Genomic DNA, 19,699 nt, shown 5'->3' with positions numbered 1-19,699 from the left:
ATTCATCGCCGTCGCCTTCGTGGCGGCGGCTGCCGCAGGGTGCTCGAACGGTGGGAGCGGAGCTGTGGCGGCGGCGCCGGCTTCCAGCAGCAGCCTGCCGACCACCACCAGCAGCAGCGCCCCTCCCCCGGCGCCGTTCGTGCCGGCGGTTTCTCCGGCACACCTCAGTGCGGCGTGCCCGTTCTTGTCCCCGGCGGAGTTCGCGAAGACGTTCGATGACACGGACGTCGACGCCAGCAGTGAACAGCCCCAGACACACCAAGACCAGTTCACCGCCTACAACTGCGAGTACCGCCTCGCCGATCCCCCCGGGACCCACCTGGGAACCCTGACGGTCGGCGGTGTGCCGTCGCTGGTCTCCCCGCAGAAGGCGCTGCAGCTGTTCAGCGAGTCCTGCGCAGATGACGTGCAGTCCCTCTACGAAGCCGCGATGTACTGCGACACCAAGGACGGCGGCACCGACATCGTGGTCGCCAAGTCGAGCCATGGTGAGACCCGCCTCGCGACGATCTCCCTGGTAAATCCTCCCGACGGCACCATGCGCGCCGAATACACCGCAGTGATGAAAACCCTCGAAGGCCGCCTGTAATCCACCGCAGCGCCGCGGACCGGTTCACGTCCGGCCGCGGCGCTGCGGCGGATGTGTCCCCGGAAACGAGAAAACCGCCCCGACGCGTTGAGCGATCTCCACGCGGTGGCCGGAGCCTGAAGCTGCCGACCGTCGCTGGCACCGCGACCAGGCCCGCACCGACTTCGAGCTCGGAGCAACACAGCTCGTCCAAGTCACGCCCGATACCTGGGTCGCCAACATGATCGGCCAACACGGCATCAGGACCAGCCGTAGCTCCGGCCCGCCCATCCGCTACGACGCCGTGCGTGAATGCCTGCGCCACCTAGCCGCACAGGCCGGCCACCTCACCGCAAGCGTCCTCCTCCTGCGATGGGACACCAAGCCCGACAGCGCATCAGGGGGACGTTCCTTCGTCGAGCACCGACACGCAGAACATCTGTCTATGCCGCTGATCGGTTATAGACCCCCTGAATCCTTCTCCCACTTCATTACTATTGATTTTCTCGAGTCCAAACGCAGCTCACCACCAAGCATAAACGCCACCACTACAGCATCCATTTCCGTGCCCACTTCCGGAAACTTGTCCTGCGATAGCCACGGTGCCTCGTCGGAGATTATCGCTGCATCAATAAATGCAGGATAAAATGGCTTCCGAGAAATGACGTCTACATCCACACCGAACCTATCCCTGTGACCAGTAACTCGAATACGAACACGATCCCCTCGATGAAGGCCGGTTCTCTTTTGCATATAACGGTCGCGTTCTACCACTCATATCCCCCATTAAGAGGAGTGTAGTTTGTCCACTTCTGCGAGGAAATGTGTACAGCTTGACGGTGTCACGGCAAGCCTCCACGAAGACGACGTCTCGCCGCCTGCCGATCACCCCAGCCGACGGTGCGGTGACGCTGCCTCCTCAGCCGACAATCCAGACCCTGGAGCGCGGTAGCACCCCGTCTACGACCCGACGTTCGCCGGCAGCGGTAGCCACGAACCGTAGCAGCCGTCGTTTGTCCTCACAGTTCGCAGCATCCGGCCACTGCAACATCAGCCGGTCGAATGCCCTGCGGCAACCCCGCTCGCCTGACGAAGTCGGGCGCGAGTTCGGGATGGGACGCATTGCCCGACGCCGTCCGGGATGCAGTCCATGTGCACCTCGGTGACGTCACCGTCGTCCGGGAGGTCGGCGAGGGCCAGAACTGCAACCTGGCTGTCGTCGTCCGGGGCAGCTCGGGTGACGTGTTCCTGAAGGGCGTGACGGGCGTCAGTCCGCGGATGCGATGGCTGCGCAACGAAGCTGCCGCCGGCGAGCTGGCGCCCGGGATCGCCCCAGCGACCAAATTCAGCGAAGACGTCGAGCCGGATTGGTTAATCGTCGGCTCTGAGTTCGTCGAGGGCCGGCCCGCAGACCTGTCTCCGGACTCGGCTGACCTCGGCGTCATCTCCGCCACCATGGCGGAGATCGGCAGTCGTCCCGCTGGCTGGGCACAGCCCCTCAGCCAGCGGTGGGCTTCGTCGGACTGGTGGGAGAAGCTCGACCGGATCGAGCCCGACGAGGTGGCCGGCTGGGACATCGCAGCGATGACGCAGTGGTCTGCCCTCACCCCGGAGCTGCTGGACGGGGCGGCCCTACTCCACACCGATCTCCACGAGCACCAGTTCCTGATCAACGATGCGGCAGGTGGCGTGCGGGTAATCGACTGGGGCCGGCCCGCAGCTGGTGCGCCGTGGGTGGACGTGGCGTTCCTCGTGATCCGGCTAGTCGCGGCCGGCCACGCGCCGGCGGCGGCGGAACGGTGGGCCGAGACCGCGCCCACCTGGTCCGGGACGGACAAAGCCGTCGCCGCGTTCGCCTGCTACGTCGCCGGTTTGTGGAGCTATCGCGGCGCGACCTCACCGTTTCCCGGATCGAGCGGGCTCAGCGCGGCGGCGAGGGTCTACGCGCGCTACCGCCTGACCAAGTAGCAAAGGAAAGCCCGGCCGTCTCAGGTGTCTTTGGACATCCTCCACAGTCGCTGTGACTGCGCGCGGATCCTCTCGCGTTCGGCACGCCCGGCGGGGGTGAGCATCCACCCGTGCGTGTACCCGCCCCGCCGTAGCCGCGCGAGATCGTGCAACGGGCAGCTCGTGCCGTCGAGCCGTAGTTCGCCGTGACGGTCTTCCCATGCGTGGACAAGCCACCGGCGAGCGGACATGGTCGGCATCATCGGTCCCCCTGAACGGCGAGGTCCGGCGGCCGGGACTTCCCCTCCCGGCCGCCAGGTACCACGAAGCTAGAACATCTGTTCGAATGTCGCAAAAGTTGCGTGTGCCAGGCCACCTTAAATCCAGGCGCTCCAGCAGATGATCCCGATCCTCCAGGAGCTGATCCGAGCCAGCGAGGTTCCCAGTGACCCCAAGGAAGCCCGACGACGAATGCGTTCCCCGTGAGTACGAGCCGGAAGAGGTTGATGCGCTCACGACGAAGGCGGCTGAGCTTCTCGACGAACTCCACGTGGTCATGGCGGAGATGGCCGCCCGTCTCCGCGGTGCGGGAGCTGAACCCCAATGAGGTGGAGGAAGCGGCGGTGAGGCTCGACGCGCCGAGTGTGGCGCCGATCGTGGAGACGTAGTTGTTCCAGTAGATCTTGTCCCCGACGGCGAGCTGGATTCTCGGCCGGAAGCAGTTCTGGACGCACCCCTCCACGGCACCAGACGAGACCACCAGGTCGGAGGCGACAGATAAGCAGCTCACGACGGTGCCGTTACGCAGGATCTTGCTCGCGGCGGTCGCGCCGGACGCGAGCTCGCCGGCCGTGCTGTGGTAGGTGAGCTGGTAATACCCGTCGAGGCCGACCGTGATGTAGCTCGGGCTGCCCGAAGTGAACCAGCCGAGTGAGTCCTCTCGGGCGACCCACGTCCCAGGGGCAATGGAGTCGCCGGTGGGGATCCCGACGGAGGCCGAGAGCCCCACCCGGCAGGCCGGCATCGCCTACGACTTACGAGAGAGTTCGGCAACTTGGCGGAGCAGGTCGTTGGGCTGGTCGAGCAGGGTTCCTGTTCCCGGCGGCTGGGTCATGTCAGGTCACCGCCAAGGTCGTCTGAACTCCAGAGAGACGGTGCTTTCGGTGTCGTTGCTGAACCGAGGATCCGGCGCCGGTACTGGCCGTCTGGGATCCACGGGTGCCCGCTGACGCCGAACACCGGCGCGTCGCCGAGCGCCCAGCCCGACAGCTTCAGCGACAGCTGCACGCCGTTGCCGGTTGCGCCGCCACCCAGACGCTGCACTTCCACGTCTCGGTGGCGGCCTTGAACGCAGCGAGATCCTTGGTCGCGTAGGTGTCGAGGGTGGCCTTGTCGACGACCGAGGCGTGGTCGTTGTCCACGTAGTCCGTCGGCGGATAGCCCTGGGCGATCAGTGTGTCGTCGGAGGCATAGCCGGCCAGCATGGTGCGCTCTGTGCCACTGCCCTTGACCCACGCCTTCGTGCAGGGCGACGTCCCATCGGCGTTCTCCTTGTGCCTGGACACCCTCAGCGGGCCGATTTCTGAACCCACCTGGCGGGTCAAGCCGAGCTGGTACCTGGTCGCGACCGACGACAAGATGATCCCACCACCAGCGCAGCGCGCCATGTCCCAGCGGACCCACTCGACCGTGGTCGAAGCGGTCGGCAGCCACTCCATCTACGTATCCCAGCCCGCCGCCGTGCCCGCTCTCATCCAGCAGGCCGCGTCCGCGGCAGTCGGGGGGTAACAACCGACGCAAACCAGGTCGGCGCATGGCCACGCTCCGCTGGATCCCTCCCACGGCCTCGTCGGCGCGCCGAAGATCAGCGCCCATCGCACGGGTCGGCCGGCCACATCTTCCAGGCACGTGCAGCCCTTGACCTCCTCCGGAATCGCTTACACTGTGCCACATTCGGTTGGCACTGATCGGAGTCACGATGACCTCTGAGCTCACTGTCACGGACCCGTGGCCTGCGCTTCGGGTCGACGACTGGATCGACACGCGCGACACCTTGCACATGTGGACGCAGGTCGTGGGCAAGATCCGCATGGCCAACACGCCGCTGGTCAACCACTGGTGGCAGGTTCCCCTGTATGTCTCTGCGAGAGGCCTCACCACGTCATCGATCCCGAACGGAGATCAGCTCTTCGACCTGGAGTTCGACTTCGTTGAACACCGCCTGAACATCCGCGTCAGCAACGGCGCGCACGGTCATGTGGCCCTCGAGTCGAAGCCGGTAGCCGTCTTCTACCGGGAGACGATCGCGGCGCTGGCCAAGTTGGGCATCGAAGTGTCGATCTGGGCGACCCCCGTGGAAGTCGAGCAGGCAATCCCCTTCGCCGAAGACACCACGCATCGCACATACGAGCACGATCACGTCCGCCGATTCTGGGGTCAGCTCTCGGCCGCACACCGCGTCATGAGCAAGTACCGAGCCGAGTTCATGGGTAAAAGCAGCCCGGTGCACTTCTTCTGGGGAGCGATGGACCTGGCTTGCACCCGGTTTTCCGGCCGCGTCGCCCCACGGCACGCCGGTGGAGTTCCGAACTGTCCGGACCGTGTGATGGTGGAAGGCTACTCCCACGAACTCGCAAGTTGCGGGTTTTGGCCAGGCGGCAGCGCGGAAGGCTCCTTCTACGCCTACTCCTACCCCGAGCCCGACGGCTACCGGCAGCGCCGCGTGCAACCCGACATTGCTTACTTTGATGCGGGTTTGGGCGAGTTCCTGCTGCCGTACGAGGCCGTGCGCACAGCGCGAGACCCAGAGGAACTGCTCCTCAGCTTTCTTCGATCAACCTATGTCGCCGCAGCTGATCTCGGGGCATGGGACCGCGAGGCACTTGAACACCGGCCGCACGCGATTGACGGCTGACGCCGCGGGCTATTGTGAACGACGAAGCTGTGGCGACGCTGTTCGCGTGAAGGATCCCTCGAAGCGGACGACAGCCAGGCGACGCTTCTCAACGCTGCGACGGGCCTCTGACCGGCAGCCACTGTCCCCAGGACGGCCGTGCGCGCCGCCGATCCGCGCACGGCCGTTCGCCGAGTCACTCCCTGCGGCGGGCGCTGGGCCCGGCACAGCGGTTTCGTCGCCCCGACAGGCCTGTGCGTTGTTCACCTGGACGGGTGTGCCCGGATGCACCTTTTCTGTCGGTGGCCCAAGGTAGAAACCGGGTAGAGAAGGGGATGAGATGAGATACGAAACCGACGATGACTCGCTGCTACCGAACGTTGATGACTAGAGCGGTATACGGCTTGGCCTTGTCTCCAGCTCAGCTGCGCTGTTCGGGCGAACGTTCCCCAGCTCACCGTCATGGACCCAGGCCCGGTGCATCCGTTCAGCGTGATCCCATCCCGACCGCTCCCTACGTCAGCGCCCTCATCAACAGAGACGGTGGACGTGCTCGCACAGTGGATGACCACCAGCAGAGCCACCCGGCCCTCTCCCCCACCCCAGCCTGGCGGCGGGTTGCGGTTCGCCTTCTACGGCCGCACCTCAACCCTGCGCCACCAAGACCGCATGTCCTCCCACGGCTGGCAACACGACATGGCCGACCACCTCATCACCGGCCACGGCCAGATCATCGCGGACTACTTCGACGCCGGCACCTCCCGCCGCACCCCATGGCCACAACGACCCCAAGCCGCCCAACTCATGGCCACGATCACCGACCCGAAGCCCGCAGTCGACGCGATCGTGATCGGCGAATACGAACGCGCCTTCACCGGAAGCCAGTTCGCCACGATCTATGCCTGGTGCACCCGTCACGGCATCCAGCTCTGGCTACCCGAAACAGACGGGCCAGTCGATCTCGGCAATTGTGATCACCGCGCGCTCATGGCGCTGCTGGCAACCCAGTCGCAACGCGAAGTCCTCCGCGCCCGCCACCGGGTCCTGGCCGCGATGCACAACCAAGCGACCCAGCAAGGCCGCTACCTCGGCGGACGACCCCCCTACGGCTACCAACTCGTCGACGCCGGACCGCACCCCAATCAGCAGTGGCTGGCCGAAAGTGGTCCTCGCAGGTGCCCTTGGTCTTGGCGCAGGTCGCCGAGCAGGCGCAACGTGCGGCCGTACAGCGACATTCCGACTGGATCGCTGCTATCAGGAATGAACCGCCGCTGCGAGCGCTGCACCAGTCGATCTACCAGCGGGAAATCTTGACGCCCGAAATGGATCACGGCGCGGTCGAGATCATCGGCCCACTCGTCGTAGTCGATCATCGCACTGTCAGCTGCACCGGGCGGGACCGGCACGTGGACGGCGAAGTCTGTCCCCTCCTGGAGCAGTCCCTCTAGCAGCGAAATCCTTCCGCATTGCGCCGAGGCAAGCCTGGAGCGTGTCAACTTCTCGATCTTCGGGACAACGCCTGAGGAGCTGGGCGCAGTCCAGCACAACCGCTACCGCAACGTCGAACGCGCAGCCCGGAAGCTCAAGGCATTAACCGACTCAATCAACGCCGCGCTCGCAGCGGGCGTCGGAGTCGACGCCAACATCGTGGTTCCCGACGAAAGCCACATCGGCCGCGTGCACCGCCTCCTCGACGAGTACTCGCCGCGCCTGTCCGTCCGATTACTCAACTCGCTCGATCACGGTGAAGCGTCGATCCGCGCGATCGAGACAGCACTCGAGCAACGCGGCGCTGTTCCGGAAGCGCGCTATCTGACGGCCGGCGTCTCCGGCGCACGCACGGCGTACCGACTACCAGGCGGCCGGCGGGTGTTCTTCAAAAAGATCCGCAGGGTCCGGCTACCGCCGACGTGCGCAGGCTGCCCCTTCAACAACGACACCGACTGCCAAGAGGGCTTCTACGGCGTACGGCTCTACCGCGACCGCTCCGGCCTCTACCAGGTCGGCGTCTGCATCCAACGCATGGATCTGTGCCGGCCCCTCGATGAGTTCCTGCGTTCCGACCTGCCCGAAGAAATCCGTGCGCTTCGCGCCCGCGAGGCCGCCGAGCTCGACGCGGTAGATCGCTAGGGTCCACGCCACCACACCGAAGGAGACACGCCAGTGCCGATCGAGCACGAAGCCAAGATTCTCGACATCGACCCGCAGGCAACCGCGGCACTCATCCTGGAGAAGGGCGGCAAGCAGGTCAGCGACACGCGGCTCATGCGGCGCCACGTCTACGACATCACGCCGGGAGACCAGTCGAAGTGGATCCGGCTACGTGATACCGGCAGCGAGACAACGCTATGCGTCAAGGAAATCCGTAGCGACGCGATCGACGGCACCTACGAGGTCGAGGTCACCGTGAGCGACTTCACCAGCACCAACGAACTGCTCGGCCTGCTCGGCTTCACACCAAAATCGTACCAGGAGAACCGCCGCGCCAGCTTCGAACTCGACGGCACACAGCTCGAGATCGACGAATGGCCGCGGATCCCGCCGTACCTTGAAATCGAGGCTGGCTCGGCAACCGACGTCGTCCGGACGGCCGGCCTCCTCGGCTACACCGAGGACCAACTGACGAGCGAGAACACGACCAAGGTCTACAGGCACTACGGGATTGATCTAGGCACCATCGAGGTACTGACCTTCTAGCAAGAACCCCGGCAGAGTGCGCATTTGGTCGGATTCTCGCCCGCGCAGGAAGACGAGATCAGCGCGCCGGCGCAGCAGCTCGCGCCCGGCGGCGTGACCGACGCCGAGCGCGAGTTGCTGCGGGTCCAGGCGCGGGTGGACGAGGTCGCGGCGGCGGTGCCGGAAGCGAACGCGGCACCCTCGACTCGGACCGGTCAGACACCGGTGCAGGTGGCTCGGCGGCGCGATCATCGCGGGCCGTCTTGGCGAGGTTCTTCATCTTCCCCTGGCTGCTGGGGCGTAGCTGGTCGGGGACCGTCAAGCCGGGTAACGTGCATCGATCCCCGCGAGTTTTCGGGCCATGATCTGAGGAACGCGGTTTCTGCTACACGGTTCCCTTGCCATGCCAGGAGCGGGCGTTTGTTGCTCCCGCGGCCGGCTTGGAAGGGCTCAAGCTCCGCCGGTGATCAGTTCGGCGAGAACCTCTACCAGCTCGACACAACGCTCGGCTGGACTGACTGATAACTGACCGGGCAGTTTGCCTGATGCGGATATTTGCGGCATCTTTACGGCCAGGAGTGCCGGGAAGTCTGGTCGGCTCGCCCGCACCCGGCCGGGTGCGGGCTGGCTCGCCGACCCCTGGAAGTCCGATGACCCCCGCTCCGATCGTCCGCACCGGGTGGCCCTGCCACGTTCTGCCCCTCCCCGCCACCGGCGTCACCCCCTCCACGGTCCGGTCTCCCACCGTCCACCGCCCGGCCTTCCACCCTGTGGTCACGTGCGCCGGTTCCCGCTTGGCTCCTGCTGTGGCTGGGTGCGGCGACCGATCTTCGGCCGCGGCGCCGGCGCGGCGCCGCGGAGCGTCAAGAACGTCGCAGGACTCCTCCGCGCGCCAGCGCGGCGGAGTCCCGCTGGTCGTAGAGTCGGAAGATGCACGCCTCCGAGATGGCCGAGGAGTACCCGGTCGTCGACCTGGACTCCGATGCCCTTGCGGCCGCGCGGCTGCTGGCGGAGCGACGGCTGCCCGGGTTGGTCGTCACGGATGCCACTGGCTGCCCGCAGTCGGTACTGCCGGCCTCGCAGGTGGTGAAGTTCCTGGTGCCGAGCTACGTGTGCGACGACCCGTCGCTGGCGGGAGTGCTCACCGAGTCGATAGCCGACCGCGCCGCGGACAAACTCGCAGGCAAGACCGTGCGGTCGGTGCTGCCCCAGGAGCCGACGGAGCTGCCGCGGGTGAACGCCGACGACACGATCGTCGAGGTCGCCGCGACAATGGCCCGGCTGCGCTGTCCGCTTGTCGCAGTGATGCAGGACAAGACCCTCATCGGCGTCGTCTCCGCGTCCCGACTGCTGGAGCTGGCCCTCACTCCGCACTGACCGCCGGCGCCCCACGCGAGGCGCTCGCGTGAGCCCCGTCATCGCCATCACCGTGTTCGCCGTGGCCTACGTGCTCATCGCGACCGAGAAGATCCCGAAGATGGTCGCCGCACTCGCCGGCGCCGGCACCGTGCTGGCCACCGGGGTCAGCAGCTCGGCCGACGCGTTCTTCTCCCAGGACACCGGCATCGACTGGAACGTCATCTTCCTGCTGCTCGGGATGATGATCATCGTCGGGATCCTCCGCCGCACCGGTGTCTTCGAGTTCCTCGCGATCTGGGCGGCCAAACGCGCGAAAGGCTCCCCGCTACGCGTGATGATCCTCCTGGCGCTCATCACCGCGATCGCCTCGGCGTTGCTCGACAACGTGACGACCGTGCTGCTGATCGCGCCGGTCACCCTGCTGGTCTGCGACCGCCTCGACATCAACCCGACCCCGTTCCTGATCGCCGAGGTCTTCGCCTCCAACATCGGCGGCACCTCGACCCTGATCGGTGACCCGCCGAACATCATCATCGGCAGCCGCGCCGGCCTGTCGTTCAACGACTTCCTGCTCAACCTCGGCCCGATCGTCCTCATCGTGCTGATCGTGTTCACCCTCGTGCTGCCGTGGCTGTTCCGCGGGTCGTTCACCGTCGACCCCAAACGCCGCGCCGAGGTGATGACACTCAACGAACGCGAGGCCATCCAGCAGCCGCGGCTGCTGCTCAAATGCGGCCTCGTCCTGACGCTGGTGTTCGCGGGCTTCATCCTGCACTCGGTCGTGCATCTGGACCCGTCCGTGGTCGCCCTCCTCGGCGCCGGCCTGCTCGTCCTCATCTCCGGCACCCGCCCCAAGGACTACCTCGCCAGCGTCGAGTGGGAGACCCTGCTGTTCTTCGCCGGCCTGTTCATCATGATCGGCGCCCTCGCCAAGACCGGAGTCATCGACAACCTCGCCCACCTCGCAGCTGACGCCACCGGCGGCAACGCATTGCTGGCCGTCTTGCTGATCCTCGGCGCCTCCGCACTGCTGTCCGGCATCATCGACAACATCCCCTACGTCGCCACGATGACCCCGCTCGTCCTCGCCCTCACCCACGACATCCCCGACCCCGCACACTCCCAGGCCCTATGGTGGTCACTCGCCCTCGGCGCCGACTTCGGCGGCAACATGACCGCCATCGGCGCCAGCGCCAACGTCGTCATGCTCGGAATCGCCGCCCGCGCCGGCACACCCATCACCTTCTGGGAATTCACCAAGAAAGGCGCGATCATCACCGCCATCACCATCGCCGTCGCCGCGCCGTATCTCTGGCTCCGCTACTTCGTCCTCGCATGACGAGACGACAGCTCAATCAGGCACGTGGGCCTGGGCCAGCGCATCACGGACGCCCTGCTTGAACGTGGCGGTGGTCATCGCGTCGAACTCGCCGGACTGGCGCTTGCGCGCCACATGGCTAGAGGTCCTCGGCCGACGACGGGTACCAGCTCGCCGCGGTAACAGGCGTCGTCGATCTTGCTCGCGGAAAGGCTCGTTCCTGTGACGGCCGGGCCGCGGGGTAGTGCTGCGGGCGTTAGAGTGCGAGAGCTGAGGTATTTCGCGCGTTCCGGTCCGGCGGTGCGCCGCCTTCGCGGCATACCGATCTTGCGCGAACGATGAGGGACCTCGGCGCGGGGAGGATGCGGCGCGTTCCTCATCGTCCAGCAGCGGGCCTGAAAGCACCCATCCCCGTCGGCACTGGAATTGTCCGTGCCCGTGATGGTGCTCGGTTCGCTGTCGCCTGCTCCTCGCACGTGTCCGGGTTCTCGTTGTTCTGTGACGACCTTCGAGCTGGCGTCGGCGGACTTGTGGGCCACCGGCATCACCGCTGATCGCCACCCGATCGAATTCCTGCGCATCCACCTCGATGAGCTCGGCGCGATTCCCGCCGGCCAGCTCCTCGACGTCCCCGACGGCACCCGGATCACGGTCGGCGGCGCGGTCACCCACAAACAACGCCCCGCCACCGCCGGCGGCATCACCTTCCTCAACCTCGAGGACGAGACCGGCATGGCCAACATCATCGTGTCGGTCGGGCTGTTTCACCGGAGTAGGAAGATTTTGATGAATCACGCTGCGGTTGTGGTGCGTGGCATCGCGCAGGTCGGCGAAGGCACCGTGTCGATTGTCGCCGACCAGTTCACGCCGCTGGACCTCAAGTCGCTGGCGACGAAGTCTCGCGATTTCCGCTAGCCAGCCGAACGTTTGGTGTCGCCGAGTCAGCGGTCGCGGCGGCCTGCCCATCCCAGCAGGACCAGCGCAATTCCCATCCAGCCGACGAGGTAGCCGAACGCCACCGGGGGCGAGACGAACGTGTAGAGCGCCCCGGCGACCACGCTCGCGGCCACGTTGCCCAGCGCCTGGACGGTGGCCAGCAGCCCGAACGCCGACCCGCGCAGCTCGTTCGGCGCCAGCGCAGCCACCGCGGCGTGCTCGGCTGTTTCCGCGCAGCCGATCCCGATCCCGGCCAGCGCGAAACCCAGCCCCAGCACCACAAGCGCTGGACTCGACACCGCGAACACCACGTAGCCCAGCAGGAAGGCCGCGACCCCGGCCGCCGTCACCACCAGCGGCCCGAAACGGTCCGACCAGCTCCCGGCCGGAAAGGACACGAGCGTGGCCGCCACGTTGTAGACGATGTAGAGCGTGATCGCGAGCTGTGTCGCGTTCTGCGTCCCGTGGCTCGGGGCAAGCAGATCCGTGGCCCGCAAGATCAGCAGAGTCGCGGCGACGTTGCCGACCTCGAACGCGGCGAACCCGGCCATCACCCGACCCAGCCGGCCTCTTATCACCGGGCGGATCCGGAACCGCAGCTTGCGCCGCTCGGCGACGCGGGGCAACCGGGCCTGCCGGATGGCGAAGACGATCGCGCCCGCCGCCATCACTCCCGGGATCACCGACAGCACAATCGCCGTCCGGACCCCGACCAACGCGACCAACCCGAGCGCGAGCAACGGCCCGACGATCGCGCCCAGGTTGTCCATCGTGCGCTCGAACCCATACGCCCGCCCGTAGGCGTGCTTGGGTACGACGTCGGCCAGCAGCGCGTTGCGGGCCGGCACCCGCAGCCCGCGTGCGGCCCACGCCATTCCGCGCAGCACACCCGCCTGCACCGCCGACGACGTCACGCCGATCAACGCCGACAGCACCGCGGTCGCGGTATAGCCGCCGACCGCGACCCGTCGCCGTCGTCCCGGGTCATCCGCCAGCGCTCCGCCGACGAACCGGCCGGTGCCGGCCAGCCCTTCGGAGATGCCCTCGATCAACCCGAGCACCGCCGCCGGGGCGCCCAAGGTGCTGGTCACGAAGCTCGCCATCAGCGCCGTCGGAACCTCATGACCCACGTCCGCGAGAAAACTCGCCGTGCCGATCCCACCAACCCCAGGGGTCAACCACGGCCGTTTCGCCGTCTTCACCGCGTCGCTCACAGCCATAGACAACAGCAGCAGCGACAGAATCGGCAGACTACTTCTGCAGCTCACCAGCCACTAGGATGAAGACCAGAACAGAACTGTGTTCCTACTGACCGAAGCAGGGAACGTGGCCCGCTACCTCGACATCGCCACCGACATCGCGCAGCGCGTCCGCTCCGGCGACCTGCCGCCCGGCGCCGAGCTACCCGCCGTGCGCACCTACGCCGCCGAGCTCGGCGCCACCTCCTCGACCATCGTGCGCGCCTACCGCCACCTCGCCGACGCCCGCGTCATCACCGTCGCCGACCGCCGCCGCGCCCGCGTCGCCACCGGCGCCCAGGTCGCCGCGGCGCGCCTGCTCGAGGCCGACCGCGTGTTCCGCCTCGCCGGCAGCGACGACCCCGCCCTGCAAATCCTGCTCGCCCACACCACATCCGCCGTCACACCCGTCGGCGCCCGCGGCAGCTTCCACGCGCTGCGCGCCCTCGCCCGCGGCGAAGCCGACGGCGCCGCCATCCACCTGCGCCACCGCAACGGCGACTACAACGCCCCCTTCGCCCGAGCCCTGCTCCACGACCACAACCCGCACCTGCTCCACCTCTGGCGCCGCGAACAAGGCCTCCTCGTCCCACGGAGAAACCCCCGCAACCTCAACAGCCCGGCCGACCTCGCCGGCCTGCTCGTCGCCCGCCGCGAACAAGGCGCCGGCACCCGAGTCCTGCTCGACCAACTCCTCATCGCCCATAACATCCCGCCCCACACCATCACCGGCCCGGAACTGAACTCCCACCTCGAAATCGCCCTTGCCATCGCCGCCGGCACCGCCGACACCGGCCTCGGCATCCGCGCCCACACCGCAGAACTGGAACTGGGCTTCATCCCCCTCACCTGGGAGTCCTACGACATCGCCCTCCCCGAATCCGCCCTCGGCGTCGCCCAACCCCTGCGCACAGCCCTGCGAAACCCCACCGTCCGCACCACCATCGCAAACCTCGGCGGCTACGACCTCACCCACGCCGGCGAACTCCGGAAAATCAGCGGTCCGTGACGGGGGTGCCCGACGGCGGGGGTGACTGCCTTAGTACGGGCATCCCGATCGTGACGGGTCCGCCCGCCCGGGCACGGGTGGACCGGTCGAGGTCGGCTAGTTTCGTGGTCGCTGCGTTCAGGCTGGCGGTCAGCCCGTCGACCTCACCGAGCCAGGCGTTCATCCGGGCTTCGGTGATCCGGTCGCGGAGGTTGGCGATGATCTCGGCGAGCCGGCCGCGCTGACGCGGATCGACGTGCAGTACGGGGCAGCGGACGCAGGCGTGCTCGTGCTGGCAAGGGGTGCCGTAGGGACGCCCGCAGGTGCCGAGTTCCAGCTTGCGGGTCTGGAAGTGCTGCTCAAACTCGCGCCATTCCTCCTCCGTGGGGCTGCGGTACTCCTCGCTGGGGCGGGCGGCACGGCGGTCGGTGAGGAAGGCGCGGTAGGTGCGGACGAGGTCGTCCTGGAACACCGCGACATAGGCCTGGGTCGTGTCCAGCGAGGCGTGGCCGAGCAGGCGCGCGGCGATGTGGACGGGCAGCCCGTTGGTGACGACGTCGGTGGCGAACATCCGGCGGAAGTCGTGTGCGGCATAGCTAATCGGCTCCCCGGCCGCGTCACGGACGCCGGCTTCGCGCAGCACGCCGCGTATGAGACTGTTGATCGTGCTCTGGTTGATGACGGTGCGGCGACTGCCGCGCTGGCGTTGGAACAGGTGCGGTAGCGGCGGGCCGACCGTGCGCTCGTGGTGGTCATAACGCGGCACGAGCGGGACGGCGCCGCCGTTGCCGACGCGCAGCCGGGTAACGATCGTGGCGAGCACGCTGGCCAGCTCGGGGCTGACCAGCAGCAACCGCTCCTGGTTGTTTTTCGACGGCACGATCTGCAAGAGCGGAACCACCTCGCCGGTGTCCGGGAGCCGGTACGACACGATCGCGAGCTGGGTCAGCTCAAGCAGTTCCTCCACACGCACGCCGGTGTGCCGCAGCGTCTCGATCGCCGCCCACGCCCAGAAGAACTCGTCCTCGCGGGCGGCAACGTCGACCACATCGGTGGCCCCGGCTTCGATGACGTAAGCACCGACGAGTTCGTCGCGCAGGCGGCGGGTGCGCTGTGCGATCTTGGGCAAGATGCGCCTGTATCGCCGATCGCCGACGGTGAACTCCTCACCGGGCGCGCAGTCCAATGTGGCGCGCAGCAGGGTCGCCGACTCTGCGCGGAGACGGTCTGCGACATCGGCGATCTGGGACAAGTGCGGCAGCCGTTCGCGGATGCGCTGGTGCATCCGCGACCGTGCGGCGCGCTGGCTGCGCGCGAACCCTCGGCAGTCGCTCGCGCGCACCGGGCTGGGCACTGCCCAGCGCACCCACGACGGGTCTTCCACCGCCCAACGCTGGAGGTCCAGGTAGAAACTGCGGACGCGCGAGAGGAGGCCCAGCCGTTCCTCACGTGGGCGGGTGGTGCCGTCGGGCAGCGTCACGACGCGCGCGCGATCGCGCCACGCCGCAGCCACGTCGTCGGGCAGGTGCAGCGTGTCGATGCCCGGGTGGTGGCGTTCGATGTCGGCCCAGAACTGCCCGACCAGCAGGCTCACGTCTCCGCGGAACGAGGTGTAGTCCAGAGCCGGGCGCCGCTCGTCGAGGTAGCGGATGAACAAGTCGCGGATCTCAGCCGACTGCACGCGGTAGGCGTCGACCAGGTCGGCGGTCGGGCGCTGGCCGTGCAGCACGGTGTACCGCAACGTGCTGCCTCCCGGAGTGACACCGATCGTGGTGAGCATCTGCCACGCGGCGTGCATGCCCTGAGTCGGTTTGCCCGAGCGGCCGGTGTACTGCATTGCCCAGGCGTACATCTCGAGAACGTCGTCGGCCGTCATCTGGCTCGGCGGGCGTCCCGTGTGGATGGCGATCTTCGTGATCACCACCAGCGCGGGCAGGCTGTACTTCTGCTGCAGCTTCAGCTTGTCCGTGCCGGCTGCAAGAGCTTCGTACGACTCGGGTTCATGCAGAAAGCGGTAGCGAACCAGCAAGTCGTGCGGGCGATAGGCCAGCAGCGCGTCATAGCTGGGCAGCACCACCTGTTCCAGCAGCAGCCACGACAACGCCCGCATCCGCGCCTCGCGGACCGCCCTGGTGAAGGGACGGTGATCGGGCACAGTACCGAGCCAATCCAGACCGGCATCGGCGCCCGACGCCTGCCACCGGTGCTGCCAACCGGCGCCAGGGAAGCCCGCCAGCCAGCTCATCAGGCGCCGCAACTCAACCATCGTCGCGTTGTTCGCCTTGACGTCGACCGCGACCCACAGCGGCGAGCGCGTCGGCAGCTCGAGCACCTCATCGATCGTCAGCTGGTCACCGCGGCCGACGCGGGGACGATCCAGCAGGTGCGCGAGGTCGATCATCCAGTCCTTCGTGCGCTTCGTCTCGATCGACGTCACCGGAGCTCGCCCCCGAACAGCACCTGCAGATCCGCGGCCGCGTACGGAGCGGCCGGTCTCGGCTGCGGGGCAGGCGCGGCGGCCAGAGCGGCCAGGTGTTCCGCAGCTCGCAAGAGGACCTCGGCCTGGTCCTCCACCAGGTACACCTCCGCGGTCGTGCTCAGGTGTGCGTGTCCGAGGATCACCTGCACGTCGCGCATCGACAGCCGCGAGTCGCGCGACATCCGGATCGCCGCCGTGTGGCGCAAGTCGTGCAGCGTCCAGTTCGTGCCCAGGGCCGCGTTGAGCCGTCGGAACACGGCACGCAGCGAGTCGTAGCTCAGCGGCTGGCGCGTCAGCCCGCACCCGCGGTCGCGCCGTCGCAGTGTCTGCCACAACGGAACCGTCGGCGCGAGCTCGCCGAGCTCGGCCAGGTAGAGCCGCAGCCACACCAGGGCCTCGGCACTGACGGGCAGCCACTGCTCAGCACGCGTGCCCTTGCGCACGACCCGGATCTGCTGCTCGCCCCAGTCGACGTCCGGGCCCGTCATGCCCAGTAACTCGGCCGGCCGGGCCGCCGAGCTCACGCCCATGGCGATGATCGCGCGGTCGCGGTGCGAGCGCAGCATGCCGAACACTGTGTTCCACTGCTCATCTGGCATGGCGCGCGGCAGCCGCTGCGGGATCCGCGGGTTGAAGCGGATCCGGCCCTCGGTCCGGGGCCGGCCCTCGAAGGCGCCGTCGTAGCCGCGCCAGGCGTGCGCGTCCAACGGCATCGGGTTCAGCAGCGGTCCGCGCCGGCCATCCTCGCGGTGGAATTCGTAGAAGCTGCGGATCACCGCGTTGCTGTGCCGGATTGTCCGCGGCTGATACCCATTCCCGAGGTGCGGCTTACGCGTGATCGGGTTGACCGTGCCCGCCGTCGACGCCGACACCGTCCGTGGATGTTTCCGTGGCTTGACGGCCCGAGACAGCCACAGCACGAGCCCGCGAGCCTCCGCCGTGGTCGCCCGATTCCACTCAACGCCGCAGACCCGCAACCACCGCCACCAGCGCAACAGGTCGTAGGCGTAGCTGCGGACACTGGCCGCGCTGGTGGGCCGGGCCGCGAGATCGGCCAGGAACTCCGCGATCGCCGGCACGACCGCGTCGTCCGGATCAACCACCATCCACGCCGGGCCACTCGACCACGGAACAACCCGCCCCCAACGGGGCAACCGCACAAAATCCAGCGGCGATTGAGCAGGCACAACGCACTCCGACGACTTCGGCGATCACGACGACCGAAGTCTCGAACCCTGCGTCCGGGGTCAGCTGACGACGCACCGGCGTGTCGCCTCGTAGTCCGGTCAACGGTGTGGCGCCGCGACCGTCAAATATGGCTGTCCAGCCCAGCGCTGCTCGTGCGCGGCATCGCCCAAGTCGGGCAAGGCACCGTCTCGATCGTGGCCGACAAGGTCACGCCGCTGGACCTGAAATCGCTGGCGACGACGTCCCGGGACTTCAGGTGAGGCCACCAGCAGGGTGCGCACGGGCGTGCCCGCTATGGATCGTGCTGGGTAGTTCACTCCGGCGGTTGTAGGCCATCCGGCTGTTGACGTCGGGACGTTCGTATTCGTGAGCCGATGCCGACATACGGTGTTCATACCGGTGGTTCTTTTCGTCCCGGTGACTGGTGAGGCGCGATGTTCACAGCCCTCGGCGACCCGGTCCGGGGACAGTTTCCGGAGGTTCCCCATGCGGAATCGACGGCGCAGCCGGCGGCTGAACGCGCCTGAGCGCTGCCCGGGCACCGACTGTTCCCGCTGGTGCTCGACTACGGCAACACACCTCGCGGAGCCCGACAGCTCCGGACCCCGGCTCGGCAGCGACGTCGCGAGGACTTCACCTACTGGCCGGTCGAACCCGGCGTCGTGGTCGAAGGTACCGGCCAATCTTCACCAGCCACCCACGAGCATCACGAGGGTCGCGACCAGCAGCGGCAGCGTCACCACCACCAGCGGGTTAAAGACCGACGTCAGCCCCCCCTCATCTGATCAGATCCGTACGGCCACGAATCGGTGGGTGACGAACGTTTGTTACGGCCGCCGGGTCACAGCTGGACGCGAAGGCGTGGGGGTCAGAAGGTCGGCGAGGCGCGCCACCTCTCCGCGAGCTCTACCCGGGCCGAATCTCGGTGGCGAGCAGCACGAGGTCGGTTCCGATGACCACATTCGAGCCCCAGCGCGCTAGCCTCGCGCTCTGCGCGCTCCGTCGACACGCCGTCCCCAAGCATCGAGCAGGTCAATATCCCGAGCTCCATTGCGCAACGGCAGGACGGTCGCTCCAGGGCCCCGGCAGGTATCGTTGATGGTGATTGACCGGTCGGTGGGCGCTACGCCTACTGCGAAAGCCGGTTCTGCTCTGCTGAGGGCCTGCTGAGCGCAGCCCACCACGCCACCAACTGGTCTGCCATCCGGTCAGAACAGTTGGCTGCAGGATCGCTCAACCCGAAGTGATCGGTAAGTTCGTGCCAGAGGAACTCGCTGATCTCCGGGCGTCCCGCCCCAGCCGCCAAACGCGACAGCAACGGCGCGATCACACAGTCATATTCGTCGTCCACTTCGTCCGCGACGCCGATCGGATCCCACTGGTTCAGCAGGTATCGCAAGTTGTCCTGAGCGTCCTCGGGCATCACTCATCGATCTTCGCATGAAGCCAGGCCCGTCTGTCGGCAGTTTCTTGCTCCTCGCGAACGCCCACGATGCTCTCACCTCCCGGCGAATAGCTGATCAGGATGACGTCGGTGAGAGCCGGTGGCGACCCTCACTCAGCTACCGCCCAGCCGAACGCTGAGTCCGAAAAGGCCAGATAGGACGCCCATCGGCGCGCAGGTGCGGTTAACTCTGCACCGGCGCGTCGCCGTGGCCGCACAGCTGCTGCTCAGACCGCCGGAACAACAGTGCGGCGCCCACGGCGCTGGCAGCCGCACACCGGTTTTCGATCTCCCTCAGGCCCGCCGCCGTGGCGCTGGTTTCTCGATCTCGCACAACCCCTGTGCCGTCGGTGAAGTCTCCGTGCCTCCGATCGAGTGACGGAATCCGGTATCGCTTACCGTGTTCAAACTGCTCTGCGCGACTCGGATACCGGCGGCGCCTGACACCTGCACTGACACTCGTGTCGATAAGCAGGATCTCGCCGCGCAGCGTGTGGCGCTGCGCGGCTTGGCAAGGGACCCGCACCTACCTCGACCATGGCCCGCCGGCGCCACCCGCACCCGACTGAGTCAGCCGCGCGCACCGCTGAGCGTCCGGCGCCTTCACCCCTTGCGGGTGGTGTCCGTTCCTCCGTCAGCCGCTTAGCGTCGAGAAGCCGGGGTAC

18 protein-coding genes are annotated in these 19,699 nt (G+C 67.3%); 11 read left to right on the top strand and 7 right to left on the bottom strand.

Annotated elements, in window-relative coordinates; genetic code table 11:
* Positions 1-64: 64 nt before the first annotated feature.
* Both K1T34_RS41090 and K1T34_RS41085 read left to right on the top strand, forming a co-directional pair.
* Positions 65-589: a hypothetical protein gene (locus K1T34_RS41090; protein ID WP_220240074.1), complete on the top strand. Its 525-nt coding sequence runs from the start codon at positions 65-67 to the stop codon at positions 587-589.
* Positions 590-1,690: 1,101 nt separating this feature from the next.
* The gene (locus tag K1T34_RS41085) at positions 1,691-2,536 is read left to right on the top strand and encodes a phosphotransferase (RefSeq protein ID WP_255637933.1); all 846 of its coding nucleotides are present in this window, start codon (positions 1,691-1,693) and stop codon (positions 2,534-2,536) included.
* 238 nt (positions 2,537-2,774) lie between these two features.
* Here the strand turns inward: K1T34_RS41085 and K1T34_RS41080 are convergent, their stop codons facing one another.
* From K1T34_RS41080 to K1T34_RS41070, 3 genes are all read right to left on the bottom strand, one after another.
* Entirely contained in the window at positions 2,775-3,524 is a 750-nt protein-coding gene (locus tag K1T34_RS41080; protein WP_220240072.1) for a hypothetical protein, read from the bottom strand.
* A gap of 101 nt (positions 3,525-3,625) precedes the next feature.
* On the bottom strand, positions 3,626-3,802 hold the full coding sequence (locus K1T34_RS41075) for a hypothetical protein (protein WP_220240071.1): 177 nt from the start codon (positions 3,800-3,802) through the stop codon (positions 3,626-3,628).
* Positions 3,787-3,999, bottom strand: coding sequence for a hypothetical protein (locus K1T34_RS41070; protein ID WP_220240070.1), 213 nt, complete (start codon positions 3,997-3,999; stop codon positions 3,787-3,789). Before K1T34_RS41070 ends, K1T34_RS41075 begins: the two co-directional genes overlap by 16 nt.
* Positions 4,000-4,009: 10 nt before the next feature.
* Here K1T34_RS41070 and K1T34_RS41065 point away from each other — a divergent pair, with 10 nt between their 5' ends.
* The 8 genes from K1T34_RS41065 (at position 4,010) to K1T34_RS41030 (ending at position 11,676) form a co-directional block, all read left to right on the top strand.
* Entirely contained in the window at positions 4,010-4,303 is a 294-nt protein-coding gene (locus K1T34_RS41065; protein ID WP_220240069.1) for an alpha/beta fold hydrolase, read from the top strand.
* 190 nt (positions 4,304-4,493) lie between these two features.
* Positions 4,494-5,429 carry a DUF5996 family protein gene (locus tag K1T34_RS41060; protein WP_220240068.1) on the top strand — a complete coding sequence of 312 codons (936 nt, stop codon included), beginning with the start codon at positions 4,494-4,496 and terminating at the stop codon, positions 5,427-5,429.
* A gap of 522 nt (positions 5,430-5,951) precedes the next feature.
* Positions 5,952-6,722: a recombinase family protein gene (locus K1T34_RS41055; protein WP_255637932.1), complete on the top strand. Its 771-nt coding sequence runs from the start codon at positions 5,952-5,954 to the stop codon at positions 6,720-6,722.
* A gap of 333 nt (positions 6,723-7,055) precedes the next feature.
* The gene (locus K1T34_RS41050) at positions 7,056-7,538 is read left to right on the top strand and encodes a hypothetical protein (RefSeq protein WP_220240067.1); all 483 of its coding nucleotides are present in this window, start codon (positions 7,056-7,058) and stop codon (positions 7,536-7,538) included.
* A 33-nt stretch (positions 7,539-7,571) separates the two neighbouring features.
* Positions 7,572-8,105, top strand: a complete 534-nt coding sequence (locus tag K1T34_RS41045) for a class IV adenylate cyclase (RefSeq protein WP_220240066.1) — start codon at positions 7,572-7,574, stop codon at positions 8,103-8,105.
* 909 nt (positions 8,106-9,014) lie between these two features.
* On the top strand, positions 9,015-9,461 hold the full coding sequence (locus K1T34_RS41040; RefSeq protein ID WP_220240065.1) for a CBS domain-containing protein: 447 nt from the start codon (positions 9,015-9,017) through the stop codon (positions 9,459-9,461).
* Positions 9,462-9,489: 28 nt separating this feature from the next.
* Positions 9,490-10,782, top strand: coding sequence for an ArsB/NhaD family transporter (locus K1T34_RS41035; protein ID WP_220240064.1), 1,293 nt, complete (start codon positions 9,490-9,492; stop codon positions 10,780-10,782).
* Positions 10,783-11,259: 477 nt separating this feature from the next.
* Positions 11,260-11,676, top strand: a complete 417-nt coding sequence (locus K1T34_RS41030; protein ID WP_220240063.1) for an OB-fold nucleic acid binding domain-containing protein — start codon at positions 11,260-11,262, stop codon at positions 11,674-11,676.
* 26 nt (positions 11,677-11,702) lie between these two features.
* On the opposite strand, the gene K1T34_RS41025 is transcribed toward K1T34_RS41030, so the two are convergent.
* The gene (locus K1T34_RS41025) at positions 11,703-12,917 is read right to left on the bottom strand and encodes an MFS transporter (protein ID WP_220240062.1); all 1,215 of its coding nucleotides are present in this window, start codon (positions 12,915-12,917) and stop codon (positions 11,703-11,705) included.
* A gap of 106 nt (positions 12,918-13,023) precedes the next feature.
* Here K1T34_RS41025 and K1T34_RS41020 point away from each other — a divergent pair, with 106 nt between their 5' ends.
* The gene (locus K1T34_RS41020) at positions 13,024-13,944 is read left to right on the top strand and encodes a helix-turn-helix transcriptional regulator (protein ID WP_220240061.1); all 921 of its coding nucleotides are present in this window, start codon (positions 13,024-13,026) and stop codon (positions 13,942-13,944) included.
* Here the strand turns inward: K1T34_RS41020 and K1T34_RS41015 are convergent.
* From K1T34_RS41015 to K1T34_RS41005, 3 genes are all read right to left on the bottom strand, one after another.
* Positions 13,931-16,360 (bottom strand): site-specific integrase, encoded by a 2,430-nt coding sequence (locus K1T34_RS41015; RefSeq protein WP_220240060.1) that lies wholly within the window; start codon positions 16,358-16,360, stop codon positions 13,931-13,933. The two genes, K1T34_RS41020 and K1T34_RS41015, sit on opposite strands and share 14 nt — an antisense overlap.
* On the bottom strand, positions 16,357-17,508 hold the full coding sequence (locus tag K1T34_RS41010) for a site-specific integrase (protein WP_220240059.1): 1,152 nt from the start codon (positions 17,506-17,508) through the stop codon (positions 16,357-16,359). The genes K1T34_RS41015 and K1T34_RS41010 overlap by 4 nt, the downstream gene beginning before the upstream one ends.
* A 1,211-nt stretch (positions 17,509-18,719) precedes the next feature.
* Positions 18,720-19,013, bottom strand: a complete 294-nt coding sequence (locus K1T34_RS41005) for a hypothetical protein (protein WP_220247659.1) — start codon at positions 19,011-19,013, stop codon at positions 18,720-18,722.
* Between the last annotated feature and the right edge of the window lie 686 nt (positions 19,014-19,699).

Origin of the sequence: Amycolatopsis sp. DSM 110486 (assembly GCF_019468465.1) — a bacterium.
Taxonomy (GTDB): Bacteria; Actinomycetota; Actinomycetes; order Mycobacteriales; family Pseudonocardiaceae; genus Amycolatopsis.
The sequence above is the reverse complement of the archived record's forward strand: the minus strand, read 5'-3'. Positions and strand labels throughout refer to the sequence as shown.